The organism is Candidatus Symbiopectobacterium endolongispinus (genome assembly GCF_018777385.1).
Lineage (GTDB): Bacteria > Pseudomonadota > Gammaproteobacteria > Enterobacterales > Enterobacteriaceae > Symbiopectobacterium > Symbiopectobacterium endolongispinus.
Genome location: NZ_JAFJYB010000004.1, coordinates 437221 through 453560, shown reverse-complemented (window position 1 = coordinate 453560; position 16340 = coordinate 437221). Strand labels below are relative to the sequence as shown.

Below are 16340 nucleotides of genomic sequence, written 5' to 3'. Positions count from 1 at the left end.
GGGAAAAGTCAGTCATTGAGCACACCTCCCGCTGCCGTTATCACCCTGATGCCGCTGTATTGGCTTCTCAGTCCGTTTGCGCTGATCTGGCATTTCTTACGGCAGTGTACCGCCTCGGCACGTGCTCGCACTCCTTGGGTCTGGTCAAGTACCGTCAGCCATACATGGGCTGCTCTGCGCCACAGGTGCTTGCGTTCCAGCTGTTCAGCTAATGCGATATCGTCGGTGATCATGCGGCTTTCCCTCCCTGCTGGCGCTGGGTGACGTCTTTCCCGATTGAATTCCAGCGACTCATTACAAACTCTGGTTTCGCTGATTTCAGCCCAGCTTTGCTGGCTTCTGTGCGTACCTGAATTTCAATCTGGCTGGGGTTCTTGGCGGGTAATGCACTGCCAATGAAACGGCGGTAGGCGGCGTCACGTTCGGAGGAATCAACCGAAACCGCTGGCAAAATCTCCCGGCCTAACCCATTTTCCATCGACGCATGCAGGGCGACCGCCGGCATCCCATTTACAGGCTTTGTCGTAATACTCGGGGAAGTTTTCAGGAGCAAAAATTGTCTTGGGACGCAGGAAATCGCACATCTTCCGATCGTTAAGCCATTTCGCCGTCAGGTAATCCACTACCTGAATCAAGTCCTCTGCGACATAATCAGGCTCAGCAAGTCGCCCACGGATATATCCCATCGTGGTTTTGCCATCCCGATAGCGGGAGTTAGTTACCTGATTGAAGTGATCAAGAACTCGTTGTGCAGGGTCGTCATGCGGTCCAGCCTGACAAGAGGTTTTTTTAATCTCTGTGTAATCTTCTGTAAGAAAGTTTGCGGGATCCCCACATGCTTGTTCGGGGGATCCCCCATACTTGTTTGCGGCATCACCACAATCTAGTTTGCGGGGTTCCCACATTCTTGAAGTTCCCCGATCTGGTTTTACTCCGACTGGTCTTCTTTGCGGGTTCTGTGGTTTCCAGCAACAGCGCTTCAAGTCGCTCCACAATAATGCGGTAGTGCATGGTTGCAGGAACACCACGGAGATCATCTTCCAGAACACCAAGCGCGATCAGGCGCTTACGGGCGGTTTCTTGCTCATCCCTGGTTAAGGCTGTTTCAGATGCTATATCTGCCTGAGTTTTGTACATCCATACGCCACCCATGCGATTATGCCAGTAGACCATTTGCGATAGGAACACCGCAGCGACTGGCCCTGCTTTAACTGACCCTGCCCTCAGCTTTGCAAAAGCTGGGTTATAGGCAATTGGGCGGTCAAGTAATTGAATCAGAGCACCCATGTTTTCCCCCTCAGCCTGTCGGGAACGGTACCTTGCATCACACGTTCAATGCCCTCGGCCACCACGCCGGATCGGTAGAGCGAATCCAGGAATGTCCCGCTAACCATGATCGGTGGGTTAAGCGGTAGAATGTGCTCTTGCCACAGTTCCATAACAATTTTTAGGTTGTGGTGCAGGCGTTGTGCATGAGTCAGGGCATCCTCAAGACGAGGGTCATCCAGAAGCAGCCGCGCCATCAGCGCTTGCTCCATCTGGTTGAAGGCGTTGATATACGCCCCTTTTAACACAGCGGCGCGTTTGCCTGTGAAGCTCATAGCAAGAAAAGCGAAACCGTCACGGGTGATTTGGTAGGCTGGGCGGCGTTCACCTTTGGCGTCGATGTATTCAACGGGCTGAAAATTCAGCTCGCTAAATTTCTGTGAGCACTCTAAGGATTCGATTTTCTGGATGACGTTTTTATGCAGCTTGCGGAAATATTCAGCGATAGCGATTGAGGTGGTGACGGCGTGACCGTCTACGGCAGTGATTTCGGGTGCAATTTGGGTAGGGGTAGTAGCCATAATGGCAGCCTCTGAGTTGGGTTTTAATAACTCACCACCAGAGTTGCAAATCTCAATGGTGGTGAGACGTACAGGGTTTGCAATACCGGTCAACTCAGAACCCGGCCAGCCTTTCGCTGCCCTGCACGCCCCACCATTGAGAGGTGTAGCCGTGCACCGCACACAAAAAAACGCAATGAGCGCGGTTGTGCGCTAAGTTGAATCCCTGGTTGCAAATCCCGGCAGCGGATTTTGCCGCTGCAAGTGGACTATAGCGCCCGAAATTCACCAGATCAAGATTATTCATCTCGCCTCTTAAACTTTGCTTTGAAATGCCACAGGGGGTTGAACGCATTCATGCTCATAGCCCTCTCGCATGAAAATAACGCGCTCGTTCTGGCGGTCGTATCCGATGACGTGGACAACTCTTCCATACGGATCAAGGTAACGCCTGTCGAGTTCTGTGGCTTGTTCGTCCACACCAACCCCCTGCGGTTTATCACACCCACAATTCCCCTCACCCGCCTGTGGTTGCAGGAGATCCAGCGGCCCTTTATCATCCGCTCATACCGAAACGAAGACGGGCTACGACCGCCAACGACCGGCAGACAACGAAATTGCGGTAAACCTGTTTTTTGCTGTAACATGTTCATGCGTTTAATTTCTCTACACCGATTTATTACGCGCACCCGACGCCAGCGGCTGCACACTGCTGGCGTCACCCTTTTCTGGCTCACAATAAACACGGGATATCAGGTTAAGGAATGTCATAAGGGTCACGCGGAACCGATAGGCAATGTCATTCAGGCTTTTCCACTCTGCGCGCGTCACCACGTCATCCTCGATGTACTTGCGGTAGGCATTGACCAAATCTCCAAGTTGCCCCTCCAGCTCTGCCAACTTGCTACCAATTTCTTCGTTAGCATCCTCAGCAGTAGCCCCTGGAATATGTATGCCGTTGTCCGTCTCGAGTGAAATCGCATCAGCAATGAAGGAAACCCCACCGGCTTTTCGCAGTACCATTGCCCATCCCATAGGGAATATCTGATCGCCGCCAGTACGCAGACGGTTAAATATTGCGTCTTCTGTGGTATCTAAAATTTCTGCCGCTTCCGCATACCCACCGGGCAATGCAGCGATTGTTTTTCTGATTGCGGCCACCAGCCATGCTGGTTGCTTTTCGACTTTCCAGTGCAGCTTATTCATAGGTTTTTACCTCAGTTAGTGCCGAACCTTCCTCCGGTGATATTCTTGGTTTTCCACAACTAAGAACCGAAGGAGGTTCGGCATGTCTTTGCATCTGAACCTTCATCACAGCACCCAGGTGGAAATTGACCGATTCAGGCGTGAACATGGAAAACCAGCGCCATTCGAGGATCGATGAGCACTCATACATATCCATTGTCCTCGTTAGTGATAGTAATTGCCGCTATGAATTTAGGCATTACGAAATCTATCCATGGGGAGTTATAGCGCACATGAACACTCAAGGATGCTTCCGTGCCCGATTTTTTGGTATCCGCAGCGATAATAGTCAATCCGCCGCAAGACGATATTTCCTTAGCGAACCATTTGGCGACTCTCATCGTTAACGGCGACTCGGTTAATGTTTCCCCGTCATAATTAATGGTCGCTCGTTGCATTATTTTGTTACCCACGGTTAACCCCCGTAATTCTGTGGTTTCGCCCTACTCCGCTTTGTCGTAAAACATGAGAAAACGCGATACATCGATGAATCAGGAACCATAAATGTCGTTGAAAGTGATCGTCCCCCCTCGATCGGCACTGCGCAGGTATGCCCAGTCAACATCAGGGCGAAGCTCTTCGCAGGTAACAGCTCTGTTCGTTGCTTTCTCGATCTCAGGGCATCGTTCAGCGGGAATTGGTCGGGTTCCGTTAGCCCACTGGGAAATCAGTACAGATGGAACGTTTAATTCACGCCCCAACCTTGCTGCTCGCCCACGAAGCATGTTTGTGTATGTTTTAAGGTTCATTCGATTGTCGATCCTCTATGCTATTCACATGCGAATAATAGCGCCACGCTAACACAAGTCAATAGCGTTTCACATCTTCCTATACTTAGCAAAGTGCTATTCAATAACGCTATCCGGGCCAAAGAGCTTATGAAAACATGCAGACGATTGAAGAAATAAGGCGAGAGTGGCTACTTGAACTAATCAACCAGCATCAAACTATTGCCGGACTCAATGTCGTTCTTGGTAGAGCAAGGACAGATGCAACTCTGTCACAGATAAAAAATCAGGCTGTGGACAGCAAAAGCGGCAATCCAAGAAATATGGGATCGCCACTTGCGAGAGAAATCGAAGAAAAGCTAGGACTGGAAATAGGTACGCTAGACCATCCAATTAGTGATGTCGATTCACACCCATGGAATGACTACCAAGTAGCAGATGAGGCGATCAAACTTATAGTTGATTTCATTCTATCTAAAGACACTTCAACACCGCCTGATTGGGCAGACAGAGATACTCGCGCTTACTTAGATGCAATAGAGCTAAGGGTAAGGAAGTGGATCGATAAAGGAAAGAGTTCATACAATCCCCAAAAAGCAAGGGCTTAGGCTTGTATGGTCTGATGGGGAATTTTGCGATACATAACAGCGAGAAATCAAAATGTCTAATGAAATGAAGCACGCAAAAATAGCTTATATAATCCCCTTCCAACACGTAGTTGCCGAAAAAGGACGTGAACCAGTACTACTGATAAACGCACAGAAAGAAAAGGGTGTTAGTTTCGAATTATCCATGTTTTTTGTTGGATTGGTTCCCGATGTCACCTACACAGTTTATTATTCAATTGGACTTGATGATGACTCGCAAAAATATCCTCAGTATGTCGCTAAAAAGAAATTCAAGGTTTCCAATGTAGCAGGCATTGAAGGATTAAGCCCTGCGACCTTTGAAGTACCTATTGATTTGCAATCACCATTTTTCGGAGGGCAATATCGCCTGGAAGCTACGCTTTTCGGAGGTGATGAAACATCATCTGAGACCAGGAGAGCTGTGGCCTTCGTGGATATCAGGATTAAGGAATAGTCCATGCTTTCTGATTCGACAATTTCACTTCCCCCTTATCAGCAAGGTAGTATAAGCTTTTACATGACAGCGAAAAGCGGTCGGATTTACGAACCAGAGCAATCCCAGAGTGGTGATGGCGGGAGGTTAGACTTGGAAGCTCGCATAGCTAGACTTGAATCAGATGTGGAATACATCAAGCGCGATATTGGTGAGATCAAAACCGATGTGAAGTCTGTTGATAGTCGACTTTCGCGGATTGAAACTGGAATTACTTCCATGAAAACAACACTTAAAGCAACAGCTGCCGTTGTAAGTGCTGTTTTTGTGTTTTGCGCTTACGTATTCGGTTCCTATGTCAGTAAAATTATTGAGGCCATCAACAATCTCGTACTCCAGTAACTATTTAATTCCGCTACCCGCCCACACTCATCCCGCAACAGCGGGATTTTTTTCGCCTCAAGAAAAAATAATAGCACCACGCTATTGACTAGTAATTAGCGTGACGCTATCTTTAATCCATCAACAGCGAACAACCTACACGGAACAAAGCAGGAGCAGCAGATGAGTGAAGCTACATGTGTTATTTGCAAAGTAGAAATCAGTGATGTGAAATTGGCGCTTCGTTCCGATCTGAATCCGAACTGTATATGTTCAGGGTGCTTGATTCGTGGGATTGGAGTTGTGGTAGACGTTGCTGAGAACGTAAAGCGCGACATTGGCAACTCATCGCGTGAAGACGAAGCACCTTACCGCATCTCAGAAAAGTCGGTTTTGGAAATGTGGCGGGGCGTAAAGAGGCAGGCTGAGAACCAAATTGATTTTCTTTTTGCCAATGCCGAGGCCAGCAACAAAAAAGACGCTATATCGAAATGGATTGTCGTTGTAGGTGAAGACTAGGTTTATTTTGAAAGGTTTGAAAACGGTGCATTACTCGAAGGTTATGCACCTGTAAGTCGCGATAAGGCATCTGTTTATGCGGCGGCTATCGTGAATGGTCTTGAACCACCAAAATATCTTCGTCCGTGCGATAAACCGACTGACTGAATTCGATTTGAAGCATGTTTGGGCCTCGGGGCTTTACACGGCTGAAATCCAGGCCGCCCGTGGCGTAGAAGTACGGGATGATTCGCTGGTAACAAAAAAGCGCCCTAATGGACGCTTCGCTCTTTAACAATCTGGATATCCCAAAAGAAGGGGCTGGAGAGAACTTTTTAAAATGATCTGCAATATGGTTAAACGACATGGTGGCTTATGTTTCTCGATTTACTTGGAGGCACCCTGTTCATCCTAAACTTATTTTTACACTCGGGGCAGAAATGAACATAAAACCCGCCAAAGCCAGTCACACTATCTGGCTGAAGTATCGATATTTTATTTTGATGAAAACAATGTGGGCAGGCATTCACTGCGGTCTCACCATCACTCAAAACAATATTCTTCGAATAAACAAGCGTACCCGAATCAACTTTATTCAGAGAATAATCTACCGCCTGAACTTTAAAGTTTTCGAACTCTGCAATTTTTGCTTTGAGAGATGTATTCATTTCTTGGTAAGTGCCCACGAGCTCAACGAGAGATACGCATTCACACTGAATAGACGAAAGTTTCGAATTTAACTCATTAACCGCAGCGTTTACTTCGGCCTCGGTTTTGGCGTCATTGATCAGTTTGGCAAGTTGCGCAGTTTCACGAATTGCAGCCATGGCCGCAGATAATTCAGCGATCACTTTGAATTCTCTTCTGACTGTTGGGGATATCCAGATTAACGCATTCCTGTATGTTGGGGAATGGCAGGGACCACTGCCGCCTGAGGTGGTGAAGTAAGCCAGGCACCGATCAATCAGAATGTGATGAGGTTCCGATGAGTAAAGCAGAGGTAAAACGTGAGCAAAGAAAATGGGCAGCGTTCTATGTCTTTGTCCTGCTGCTTATCGGCTGCATCACTTCATTATTGGCCTTGCGGCATTTGTAAGCGTCCACACCAGGGTACGACCGCTAATGCGGCGTAACCAGCATTGTGAGTTGTGGACATTCAGAGGTGTAGCTCTTAGCTGCTTGCGGGCCCATCTCCCAATAGCTGCACTTTTTTCTGCACAGACAGAAGGGTATCGGATCCATTCAATTATTGGTGGGTCAATGCTGAGGTCTGTATCCCGACGCCCTTCACCTTTCTGTGTGTGCAGCAACAAATATAACGGTGTGGAGAAAATCATGAGTCTTTTTAACTTCAAAAATGCGCAGGTGTACCGGCTAACGCGAGATGTGAGTTTCGCTGAATTGTCCGAGCAGTTGCCAGCATTTGCATTTACTACCTGCGGTAGCCAGGACATGGCGAAAACTGGCTGGGTATCCCCCTTCTCTGTTTCGTGCGACCAGCTTAGCTACCAGCCCAATGGGCAAATCATTCTCGTTGTGCAGCGGGAAGAGAAGATCCTGCACACGCCGGTTGTCGCTCGTGAAACTGCCGCCAAGGTCGCGAAACTGGAAGTTGAACAAGGCCGCAAGCTGAAAAAGATCGAGAAGGACGCCATCAAAGATGAGGTTCTCCATTCTCTGCTGCCTCGGGCATTCACAAAGTTCAGCCGGACTACACTCTGGATCGACACTCCGTCCTCACTGGTTATCGTATATGCCGCCAGTGCGCGGAAAGCAGAAGACGCCCTCGCCTTGTTGCGTAAAACCATTGGCTCACTGCCGATTGTGCCTGTCGTTACGGAAACACCCATTGAGTTAACAATGACAAGTTGGGTGCGTGATGGTGCCGTTCCTGCTGGTTTTGCTTTGCGCGATGAAGCTGAACTGAAAGCGATTCTGGAAGATGGCGGTATTCTGCGCAGCAAACAGCAAGACCTTATCAGTGATGAAATTGCTGGTCATATCGCTGCTGGCAAATTGGTAACAAAATTGGCGCTGGACTGGCAAGAGCGGATCACCTTTGTTCTTGACGATGCTGGCACCTATTAAGAAGATTAAGTTTAGTGATCAGATTCTGGAGCAGAACGACGATATCGACCGGGAAGATATTAACCAACGGTTTGATGCCGATGCGGTGCTTATTACTGGTGAACTGTCAGCATTAATTAAAAGCCTGATTGAAGTGCTGGGCGGCGAAGCCTCCCGTTAATTAATCATTTATCTGTGCAATTTAATCGCCTCACGGTGAGGGATTTACTCAACCTAAAATCGGTGTGGAGAAATATAAATGTCTAATATTTTGGATGTTTTGAAAAAGAAAAATATTAACCATTTGGTTAATGATGATGGCTCTATCGTAATTGAAGGTGATTTGTCTCTGCTGGGACGTACTGATATCACCAGTCTGCCTGAGGGCTTGTCCTGCGACTCGCTTTATCTCGATCCGCAACGCTTTGACAACGTCACCCACCGCGATAACTGCGGCAACTCAAGCCGTACCATTTTCGCCGCATGGGTACAGGGTAATTTCCGGATCGCCGCAGGTTGTTTCTGGGACACGCTTGATGCGTTCGAATCTGCCGTTGATGGAAGCTATTCCAGTGATGCGGCTGAAACATACAAACAGGCTGCGCGGGATTGTGTTGCTGAGTTGACAGTGAAACTCAATAAGGCGGGTGAATAATGACGTGGATTTCTACTTTTACCGGGCGGCATTTCAATTACACCGCCCCGAGTGTGGATGATGTTGATATCCGTGATATCGCCCACCATCTTTCTGTGATCAATCGTTTCTGCGGGGCCACGCATTGGCCCTACTCCGTCGCTCAGCACAGCATTGGTGCAAGCTACCTGGTGCCTCCTGAATTCGCTTTTGAAGCGCTGATGCATGATGCGCACGAAGCGTATGTCAACGACATGGTGTCGCCGCTGAAACACCTGCTGCCGGACTATCAGCGCGTTGAAACCGATGTAGAGGTGATCGTCCGTCTGCGCTATGGGTTGCCATTGAAAACAAGCCCCGAAGTGAAGCGTGCAGACCTCATCATGCTGGCGACTGAAAAGGATGCATTGCTGCACCCTGATTCCGGTCACTGGCCCATTCTGGATGGTGTTGAGCGCTCAGAGCGGAGCATTATTCATATGACGGCGTTTGAAGCAGAACGCGAGTTTATGGCCCGTTTCTCTGAGTTGGCTGGTCCCTATGTGGACATGAGTTATGAGTGGATACGGCATGACTAAGAACTCGAAGGACGTTTACGGGGCCAGCGGCAAAACCAACGTGCTCACGTTTAAGCCAGAATCGCTGCACATGATCGATGATCCTGCGCACCCACTGTATGACGAGCGCATTTACCTGCCGATTGATGAAGCCATGGTGCTGAACATCATGGACCAAGGTGTGCTGGAACCCATCATCGTCTGGAAAGACCCGGAATCGGGAAAGGTTTGCGTTGTTGATGGTCGCCAACGTGTACGCCATACCATCGAAGCTAACCGGCGCTTGCTGGGAAAAGGCGGAAAACCGCTACTGGTGCCGGGTGTAGTCAGACGCGGATCAGCAAGCCGTGTGTCTAAAGCAATGGTGAGCGCCAACGAAATCCGCCGTCCAGATACCCCGCTGGGACGTGCAAAAAAGATGGCCGCTGCATTGGAGCGTGGAGACGACGAGGAAGATCTGGCGCTGACCTTTGGCTGTAGTGTACAGACCGTTCGCACAACGCTAGCGTTGCTTGATTGTACCCAGGCAGTACAAGCCGCTGTTGAAGCTGGTCACGTGAATGTAACCCAAGCGCGTCAACTAGCAGCGATGGAGCCAGAGCAGCGGGAAAAGGTGAGAGAACTGGTTCAGGCCACCAGCGGTGTATCCGGGCATGAGCGTGTTCGCCGTCAACGTGAAGTGTTGGGCAATGCGAAACCGAAACTCAGGAGCCGGAAAGAAATCACCAAAGCTCTCGATGCTGCGACCGGTTATTATGCTGCCGCCTTGCGTTGGGTACTTGGCGATAACGGCCACCAGCAGGAAGATGCAGCATGACCAACAAACCTATTAGTGAAGTGATCCGAGATATGCGTGAGCATGCGGTTCACATCATAGAAATAATTGAGGAGTTTCCAGAAGGCAATGATGATCTCCTTCATGCCTATGACCGGGCAGATACGTTGTTTGGTGCTGAGAACGTCAAGCGCCTCATCGACCACATCGCAGACCTTGAGCAACAGAACGCCGAATTAACCCGCTGGCGTGAGGAGTATCAGGCAAAGCTGAATGCAGAGCATATGCGCGTTGGTAATCAATATCAGATCCGCATTGCCGACCTTAAGCAGCAGAGCGGGCGCGGGTGGTGAAGTTGCCGAGCAAAAATATCGGATGGGGCAGAGATGGCGAGGCGGATTGCTGGAATAACGCAATCGAACGCGCCGCAATGCTCCAGTCTGGTAATTTTCGGGAAAACGAGAATTCGTCAACCAAATTATTTCGGGAAAATGCGGAAACGTCAACCAACTCCCCGGCATATCCGGAAACCCTGCCGTGCGATGTGAAGTTAGTTCCGGGAGTAAAGATCGGCAAAGGGTGTCCAACAACAACGCTTTTCCTCGCTCTTAATTCTCGGGCCGCTAACGTGGCCGCATTGGAGGCAATAACACCAGAAGAGCGAAAAGAGCACGACGCAGCGATCGATGAGTTTAGAGAAATGCTGGGAATTAGCACTACCAACTCTCCGGTATAGCCGGATAGTTCAGAGGACACCAAACGCCTCGATTGGCTTGATGCACAGAACAACAGACTTAATGAGCATTACGGTACATATTACGGGTGGAGGTTTGACGCGAATTACCAGCGTAACACCATGATGCTAAATGACTGCAATTTTCCGGTTATGACGGTCAGGCAGGCCATAGATAAGGCCATGCTTACTGCTGCTCCACAGCATAAGGAAAGCAAATGAACCACTTAATGATCGACCTTGAAACCATGGGTAATAACACGCAGGCACCAATCGTTTCCATTGGCGCTGTTTTCTTTGACCCGGCCACCAGCCAACTCGGTGAAAAATTTTATAGCCCAGTCAGCCTCAAAAGTGCCATGCACGGCGGCGGCATTCCTGACGCCGAGACCATCCTTTGGTGGATGGAGCAAAGCGAAGAAGCCAGAAAGGCAATCTGCGTTAAAGGGTTTCCTCTGATTGTTGTACTGCACGACCTCAAACGGTTTGTTGTCAGCAATTGCGATCCTAAATATGTGCGCGTCTGGGGTAATGGCGCGGGGTTCGATAACGTGATTTTGCGGGAGTCATGTAAGCGGGAATATTTCGAGGATATCTGGCAATGGTTCAATGACCGTGACGTCAGAACGATTGTGGAATTAGGGCGTGAAATCGGTTTTGACCCTAAGAAGGAAATGCCGTTTGAAGGCGAACGCCATAATGCACTGGCTGACGCTGAGCACCAGGCTAAATATGTATCTGCTATCTGGCAGCGATTGTTTGCGCCCCACCAGCATCAATAGAATAAGGGGTTATGATGAACACAATGTTTTTGCTGATGGCTGAATTCAATACAGCCACCATCCCACTGTCAGATATAGCCGAACGTTATTTGGGGATGAAACCAGTGACTGCTGATGGTAAAGCAGGGGCTGGGAAACTCCCTATTCCCACATTTCGCATAGGGGACTCACAGAAAGCCCCGAGAATGGTACACGTTAAAGATCTGGCTGATTTCATTGATAAGCGGCGAAAGGAGGCGGCAGAAGAACTGCGGCACTGTTCGTCATGAACGCTGCTTTTTCAACTCATCAAAGCGCTGATGCAGGCTATGCGGGTAAAGCTCCCGGTAGACCTGCCACAGCACATTCAAAGAACGGTGCCCGGTTACCTGGGCAACCTCTTCTATACTAAACTAAATCCAGCCTCAAAAAGCCGACTGGCACCCTCGCACCTCAAATCGTGGTAGCGTAGGTCTTCAATGCCCAATGCGGTGCGTACACGCTGAAAACCTGCGGTGACAGATTTTGCCATGTAGGGGAAAATTAACTCTGACTTTTTAGGCTGGCGCTGAACGATCACCCACGCATCCCCCAGCAACGGCACCATCATGTGGTTGCCATCCTTCTTTCGCGGGTCCTTTCTATCCCGGACTAGCACCGCTTTTTGCTTCTCGTCTATATCATCCCACCGGATACGACATACCTCTCCAATACGCATACACGATAAAATTGAAAAATTGAGAATATCTACGAAAGGGATAGCTGCTGAGTGATGTTCCTGTCGCTCCCGCAACCCTTCCTCAAGACGGATTAACTCATCCCCAGCAGGACGACGGCTGCGACGCTGTGATTTGCCCACCATCCCCATGTTAACCAGAATGGTCCGTGCATCGGAGACTGGGTTTGCGGTGTAGTCAATCCCGAAAATAGGCTTGGCAGCGGCTAAAACGGAAGACAAGTAGCTCAAATCGTGAGAAACCGTTGCAGGCCCAGCACCAGAACCGGCACGCAAGCGCCCATGCTCAACCACATCATTTACGGACAGATCGGCCAGTTTTATCTCTGCAATATCGCAGTCCACCAGCATGTTGAGAACATAACGCTTTGTTCGTCCAGATTTACCGCCCAAGTCCGGATCATTGATGTACTTCATCAATAGTTGTCACACGCTTATTTGGCTTGCATCTGAATCGGATGGGACACCATGCTCTTCAAGTTCGGATGCACGGCGTGTACCCCATGTTTTTGCCAGGGCTAATTTCCCAAACGTTTTACTTTCTCGATAAAGATGTTTACCCTGATCTTTCACCCCCCACTGTGCAGCGGTATCTGACCGTCCCATCTGCCAGAACAACCAGTTGAGGGCTTCGGTGCGTGCGGCAGCGTCGCGTGGCAGCGGGGCACCAAATTTCTCAGCCAGATAGAGTAAAATCGAACCCGATTCAAACACCCGCACCGGCGTTTCCCCGCTGCGATCGAACAACGCCGGGATCTTGGAATTGGGGTTGACCTCAACGAAACCGCTGGAGAACTGGTCGCCTTCACCGATACGAATCAGCCAGGCATCGTATTCAGCACCGGTATGTCTAAGCGCCAGCAACTCCTCCAGCATCACCGTGACTTTTACGCCGTTCGGGGTGCCCTGCGAGTAGAGTTGTAACGGGTGCTTGCCGACGGGCAATACTTTTTCGTGGGTTGGTCCGGAAACCGGCCGGTTGATATTGGCGAAAGCTCCGCCAGAGGGGGCTGGCTGCCATACGTCGGGCGGCACATAGGTCGAAGAACTGGCTATGAAAAACCTCCATGATGGGGGACGTAGCGCGCAACAGACAATAATCGCTGCCACGCGCACAAAAATTCACGGTCCAGTTATAGCGCTAATCTGTGGCAAAGTCAGCAATGAGACGCCGAAGCCACAGCATTCTCCTTTTTATCAATATGCCTATTTCCCTTGGCGACCGATCCGCTATTTGTTTGGTAAAATAGGCACGACGCTATATCGGGAGTGATCACTCAGATTGAGTGCAGACACCATATTCTATGTAGGAACCCGAGGGGGTTTTTTCTGTTTTGCTACCATCCCTAAGAATGACCAGATAATGTTTACCTGGGGCTGAATTGGTTCTTGTCCAATATGCTGTGTTTATATCACCTCCTGGCCAACCAGTTGGAAGTACCCATTCAGACCATGAAGAACCAGTTCCCCGGATATTCTGCCCCTGGGTTAAGTGTTGGGCATCGGCAACATGCATCCCTAATTCCATGCATGCATCTTGCGTATCATTAAATGTTTTCAAATTACCCGATAACCGACTAAACAAACGAGTTACTTTAAAGGTATACCTGTAAGCATAGGTATTGTCTTTTGCGGTAATACTCACCATTTTATTGAGACTGCTGGCTGCTAATGTAATATTTCCTTCATTATCAACGGCCGCAGAGGCGTCGTCGGTTGAGTTCCAGGTATAGTTGATATTTGATGCTGCGTTACCATTAGCATTTATTTGGAATTTGGCACCGGGATATCCAGTTGTCGGGAACCCAGCCGCTTGCGGGAATGTATGACCATAGGGTGCCCCGATACTACTCACGGTACGCAATGTTAAAAAGTTAACCGTAGACGTATCATTATGCGTTTGTTCCGAAACGTTTGCTATAACAGCAAATGCCACACCTGTAGATTGGCTTCGCGATACAGAAGACGATATTTCGCCATTTGAATCGGTTGTACCTGACGATGGCGATAGCGTAACCCCCGATTCAACGGATGAAAAATCAACTTTCACATTGGCGACGGGGTTACCAAGCGCATTCACCACTCTGGCCTTGACAGTATTAGATTCTTCCCCAGCAATATCATTATTGGCTGTGGTTTCTAAAACGATACTCAGATCTTGCGCAAAGGTAATCTTTACACTCTGACTGGCATTGTTATCCAGTCTGGCTGTCACGATTGTTTGCTCTGCATTTGTATTGGTGAGTGTGGTTGACGCGATACCTTCAGCCGTGGTGGTACCGATAACGGTAATCACCGTTGCGCCGTTGTCTGCGGTAAAGGTTACCGTCTGATCGGCCAGCGGGTTGTTATTGGCATCCGTCACGACAGCCTGCACGTGGTTAGACGCATTACCGTCAGCGACCGCATTGTCCTGGGTGACGGTCAGTTTGGTTGCAGTAATTTGCGCCGTGCTGTCATCAGCAATAAAGCGGGTTTCTACGCGCTGGCTGGCATTATTGGTCAGTCTGGCTGTTACGGTAGTCACTCCCACTTGGGTATTGGTGAGTGTATTGTGGTGGAGTCAATGCCTTCCGCGTTGGTGGTGACCGCGACGTTGCTAACGGTCGCACCGTTGTCAGTGAGAAATCTCACGACTTGACCAGACAGTGGATTGCTACCGGCATCGGTTACCACTGCCTGTACGGCGTTGGTATCGAGACCGTTCGCTACCGCATTATCTTTGGTGACTGCCAAGTTGGTGGCCAACAGGGTGGGCTCCCCTGGCATTACCGTTATCCTCAGCGTTGCTCTGGGTGACATATTGCCCTGGGTGTCGTAGGCTACTGCGCTGAGGGTATAGGTATTAACCAGCCCACCACGCGTAAGTTGATAAGGGGGTAGCCTGATATCAGCCGTCTGCACCGAGACCGGCGACAGTGGGCCGCCCGCTGACGTTAACGCGCTGCTGTCCCACTCGATACGATCAATCGCGTATTTAGAGGTAACGTTAGCTGTGACTGATGTGGCAGATCCCCCCCGACCGGTGATCTGCTCTGGAAGCGTCAGATGCAACAACTCCTGTTTTTGATAATCCAACACAATATTGTTATTACGCTCAACCAAATCATAACGACTACCTGCCAAGGTACGTGAAGCGGCAACGGCAGAAGGGTTAATGTGTGAGCGCCAGGATTCACCCAGCCGATAGTTCAACTGAGCGCTAATGTTGCTGCTACTTTGGCTACCTTTGCCCATCCGGTGATCTGCCCCCACGGTCAGTAATGGGAATGGGGTATAATTGATGCCAGCGGTCAAGGCATGCGGATTTTTCTGACGTTGGTCTTTACCAAATAAAGCAACGTCATTCCTGCGATATTTTTCATACATCATCTTGCCTCCCACTTGCGGATAAAAGGGGGGCTGTGCGGGGAATATCTATCTCATCGCCTTTTGTTAATTGCTCAGACGGTTTGGAGAATAGGCTATAACGATTTATTTTTTTGAGGTCGTCAACCGTTAACTCGAGTTTTTTTCAACAGTATCAATGGCTTCATTAACACCAAGCGTGTAACGCTCCGTAGGGGTACTGAATACGGAATCCTGTGCTCTCTGTGCAGATGCAATAGTGGGGGTAAAAGAAAGGCTTAATGGTAACAACAATTGGACGGTAATGTTAATCCAAACAATCATTGTCTTGTTTTTAGGTAATACTGGTGCGGTTACTGGCGTATCGCAGTAGTCTTTAGAGGGTTTTCCATCCAAATAATTTCGCATCAGCGTCATCCTGAAAATTATAATTGCATGATATGTATGGGAGTAATGCTACCCAAACGAAGTTTTTATAATAAACAGTCCTAATGAGAGCAGGAGTCTCAAAGGAATTACATGAGAGATTTTAAACTGGTTTTTGTATTTATAATGAAGGTGTTTAATATGTTCTTATAGGTTTTTTAAAAAAGATTAAAGCATTTCATTTAATTAAAAGATAAATATAAATATGTGTTTATATTAATGCTGCATGTAAATCCGTTGTTGATAGAATGTTTATAGAGAATGGCGCAGTGGCATATAATACCCCGAGGATTGTAGGTGGAGTGAAGGTGCTTGTCCAGTGTATTCAGGTGATGAGATGAATGTTATCCTTTTATAAAATTATATGTATTACATAAAAGAAGTTTAATGCCAATAAAGAATAAAGTATATGTAGGCGTGATTTATTTTAATTTAACTCAACATGCTATTCCATACTTTATGTTTACAGAAGGTATTAATGGTTTTTTATCCATAAGAGTACGGTATTTTTAAAGTTGTATTTTACATGAATCTTTTGTGTTGTCAGTATTGCATGAGGTCGT

The 16340-nt window shown here is 48.5% G+C and carries 24 protein-coding genes and 4 pseudogenes; 12 read left to right on the top strand and 16 right to left on the bottom strand.

All coding sequences use genetic code 11. The features are described 5' to 3' along the window. Positions 1 to 8: 8 nt before the first annotated feature. The 10 genes and pseudogenes from JZM30_RS17880 to JZM30_RS17840 form a co-directional block, all read right to left on the bottom strand. Positions 9 to 233, bottom strand: coding sequence for a PerC family transcriptional regulator (locus tag JZM30_RS17880; protein ID WP_252320327.1), 225 nt, complete (start codon positions 231 to 233; stop codon positions 9 to 11). Next, positions 230 to 451, bottom strand: coding sequence for a hypothetical protein (locus JZM30_RS17875; protein WP_252320325.1), 222 nt, complete (start codon positions 449 to 451; stop codon positions 230 to 232). The genes JZM30_RS17880 and JZM30_RS17875 overlap by 4 nt, the downstream gene beginning before the upstream one ends. Next, positions 432 to 905, bottom strand: coding sequence for a conserved phage C-terminal domain-containing protein (locus tag JZM30_RS24835; protein WP_252320323.1), 474 nt, complete (start codon positions 903 to 905; stop codon positions 432 to 434). The genes JZM30_RS17875 and JZM30_RS24835 overlap by 20 nt, the downstream gene beginning before the upstream one ends. After that, positions 874 to 1287 (bottom strand): hypothetical protein, encoded by a 414-nt coding sequence (locus JZM30_RS24830; RefSeq protein ID WP_252320321.1) that lies wholly within the window; start codon positions 1285 to 1287, stop codon positions 874 to 876. Before JZM30_RS24830 ends, JZM30_RS24835 begins: the two co-directional genes overlap by 32 nt. Continuing rightward, positions 1275 to 1847, bottom strand: a complete 573-nt coding sequence (locus tag JZM30_RS24060; RefSeq protein WP_308167191.1) for a Rha family transcriptional regulator — start codon at positions 1845 to 1847, stop codon at positions 1275 to 1277. Before JZM30_RS24060 ends, JZM30_RS24830 begins: the two co-directional genes overlap by 13 nt. A gap of 39 nt (positions 1848 to 1886) precedes the next feature. After that, a pseudogene (locus JZM30_RS24055) lies at positions 1887 to 1940 on the bottom strand (hypothetical protein); the annotation flags it as partial. Position 1941: 1 nt separating this feature from the next. Continuing rightward, the gene (locus JZM30_RS17855; protein ID WP_252320651.1) at positions 1942 to 2133 is read right to left on the bottom strand and encodes an ash family protein; all 192 of its coding nucleotides are present in this window, start codon (positions 2131 to 2133) and stop codon (positions 1942 to 1944) included. An 8-nt stretch (positions 2134 to 2141) separates the two neighbouring features. After that, positions 2142 to 2306 (bottom strand): DUF4222 domain-containing protein, encoded by a 165-nt coding sequence (locus tag JZM30_RS17850; RefSeq protein WP_252320319.1) that lies wholly within the window; start codon positions 2304 to 2306, stop codon positions 2142 to 2144. A gap of 186 nt (positions 2307 to 2492) precedes the next feature. Continuing rightward, positions 2493 to 3032 (bottom strand): YmfL family putative regulatory protein, encoded by a 540-nt coding sequence (locus JZM30_RS17845; RefSeq protein ID WP_252320317.1) that lies wholly within the window; start codon positions 3030 to 3032, stop codon positions 2493 to 2495. Between the two features lie 530 nt (positions 3033 to 3562). Further along, positions 3563 to 3796 carry a transcriptional regulator gene (locus JZM30_RS17840; RefSeq protein WP_252320621.1) on the bottom strand — a complete coding sequence of 78 codons (234 nt, stop codon included), beginning with the start codon at positions 3794 to 3796 and terminating at the stop codon, positions 3563 to 3565. Positions 3797 to 3957: 161 nt separating this feature from the next. On the opposite strand from JZM30_RS17840, the gene JZM30_RS17835 reads away from it, so the two are divergent. The 4 genes from JZM30_RS17835 to JZM30_RS17820 all read left to right on the top strand — a co-directional run bounded on the left by JZM30_RS17835 (position 3958) and on the right by JZM30_RS17820 (position 5761). After that, positions 3958 to 4407, top strand: coding sequence for a hypothetical protein (locus tag JZM30_RS17835; protein WP_252320315.1), 450 nt, complete (start codon positions 3958 to 3960; stop codon positions 4405 to 4407). A 52-nt stretch (positions 4408 to 4459) separates the two neighbouring features. Beyond that, positions 4460 to 4882 (top strand): hypothetical protein, encoded by a 423-nt coding sequence (locus tag JZM30_RS17830; protein ID WP_252320313.1) that lies wholly within the window; start codon positions 4460 to 4462, stop codon positions 4880 to 4882. Positions 4883 to 4885: 3 nt separating this feature from the next. Further along, the gene (locus tag JZM30_RS17825) at positions 4886 to 5263 is read left to right on the top strand and encodes a hemolysin XhlA family protein (protein WP_252320311.1); all 378 of its coding nucleotides are present in this window, start codon (positions 4886 to 4888) and stop codon (positions 5261 to 5263) included. Positions 5264 to 5425: 162 nt separating this feature from the next. Beyond that, positions 5426 to 5761 (top strand): hypothetical protein, encoded by a 336-nt coding sequence (locus JZM30_RS17820; protein WP_252320309.1) that lies wholly within the window; start codon positions 5426 to 5428, stop codon positions 5759 to 5761. Positions 5762 to 6096: 335 nt separating this feature from the next. Here the strand turns inward: JZM30_RS17820 and JZM30_RS17815 are convergent, their stop codons facing one another. Beyond that, positions 6097 to 6591 carry a hypothetical protein gene (locus JZM30_RS17815; protein ID WP_252320307.1) on the bottom strand — a complete coding sequence of 165 codons (495 nt, stop codon included), beginning with the start codon at positions 6589 to 6591 and terminating at the stop codon, positions 6097 to 6099. Positions 6592 to 7075: 484 nt separating this feature from the next. Here JZM30_RS17815 and rdgC point away from each other — a divergent pair. The 8 genes and pseudogenes from rdgC (at position 7076) to JZM30_RS17775 (ending at position 11557) form a co-directional block, all read left to right on the top strand. Next, a pseudogene (gene rdgC, locus JZM30_RS17810) lies at positions 7076 to 7988 on the top strand (recombination-associated protein RdgC). Between the two features lie 78 nt (positions 7989 to 8066). Then, the gene (locus JZM30_RS17805) at positions 8067 to 8462 is read left to right on the top strand and encodes a hypothetical protein (RefSeq protein ID WP_252320305.1); all 396 of its coding nucleotides are present in this window, start codon (positions 8067 to 8069) and stop codon (positions 8460 to 8462) included. Continuing rightward, entirely contained in the window at positions 8462 to 9019 is a 558-nt protein-coding gene (locus JZM30_RS17800) for an HD family hydrolase (RefSeq protein ID WP_252320303.1), read from the top strand. Before JZM30_RS17805 ends, JZM30_RS17800 begins: the two co-directional genes overlap by 1 nt. Continuing rightward, positions 9012 to 9815, top strand: a complete 804-nt coding sequence (locus JZM30_RS17795; protein ID WP_252320301.1) for a ParB/RepB/Spo0J family partition protein — start codon at positions 9012 to 9014, stop codon at positions 9813 to 9815. Before JZM30_RS17800 ends, JZM30_RS17795 begins: the two co-directional genes overlap by 8 nt. After that, the gene (locus JZM30_RS17790; RefSeq protein WP_252320299.1) at positions 9812 to 10126 is read left to right on the top strand and encodes a hypothetical protein; all 315 of its coding nucleotides are present in this window, start codon (positions 9812 to 9814) and stop codon (positions 10124 to 10126) included. Before JZM30_RS17795 ends, JZM30_RS17790 begins: the two co-directional genes overlap by 4 nt. Next, on the top strand, positions 10120 to 10509 hold the full coding sequence (locus JZM30_RS17785; protein WP_252320297.1) for a hypothetical protein: 390 nt from the start codon (positions 10120 to 10122) through the stop codon (positions 10507 to 10509). Before JZM30_RS17790 ends, JZM30_RS17785 begins: the two co-directional genes overlap by 7 nt. A gap of 215 nt (positions 10510 to 10724) precedes the next feature. Further along, positions 10725 to 11288: a 3'-5' exonuclease gene (locus tag JZM30_RS17780; protein WP_252320295.1), complete on the top strand. Its 564-nt coding sequence runs from the start codon at positions 10725 to 10727 to the stop codon at positions 11286 to 11288. 14 nt (positions 11289 to 11302) lie between these two features. Continuing rightward, entirely contained in the window at positions 11303 to 11557 is a 255-nt protein-coding gene (locus tag JZM30_RS17775; RefSeq protein ID WP_252320619.1) for a pyocin activator PrtN family protein, read from the top strand. Here JZM30_RS17775 and JZM30_RS17770 read toward each other — a convergent pair. From JZM30_RS17770 to JZM30_RS17750, 5 genes and pseudogenes are all read right to left on the bottom strand, one after another. Then, positions 11552 to 12625 (bottom strand): annotated as a pseudogene (locus JZM30_RS17770) (site-specific integrase). The gene JZM30_RS17775 and the pseudogene JZM30_RS17770 sit on opposite strands and share 6 nt — an antisense overlap. Further along, positions 12604 to 13059, bottom strand: a pseudogene (locus JZM30_RS17765) (glutathione S-transferase family protein); the annotation flags it as partial. The pseudogenes JZM30_RS17765 and JZM30_RS17770, both read right to left, overlap by 22 nt. A 217-nt stretch (positions 13060 to 13276) precedes the next feature. Beyond that, positions 13277 to 14536 carry an Ig-like domain-containing protein gene (locus JZM30_RS17760; protein WP_252320293.1) on the bottom strand — a complete coding sequence of 420 codons (1260 nt, stop codon included), beginning with the start codon at positions 14534 to 14536 and terminating at the stop codon, positions 13277 to 13279. Continuing rightward, positions 14527 to 15375: an inverse autotransporter beta domain-containing protein gene (locus JZM30_RS17755; RefSeq protein WP_252320292.1), complete on the bottom strand. Its 849-nt coding sequence runs from the start codon at positions 15373 to 15375 to the stop codon at positions 14527 to 14529. Before JZM30_RS17755 ends, JZM30_RS17760 begins: the two co-directional genes overlap by 10 nt. 126 nt (positions 15376 to 15501) lie before the next feature. After that, the gene (locus tag JZM30_RS17750; protein ID WP_252320290.1) at positions 15502 to 15759 is read right to left on the bottom strand and encodes a hypothetical protein; all 258 of its coding nucleotides are present in this window, start codon (positions 15757 to 15759) and stop codon (positions 15502 to 15504) included. Between the last annotated feature and the right edge of the window lie 581 nt (positions 15760 to 16340).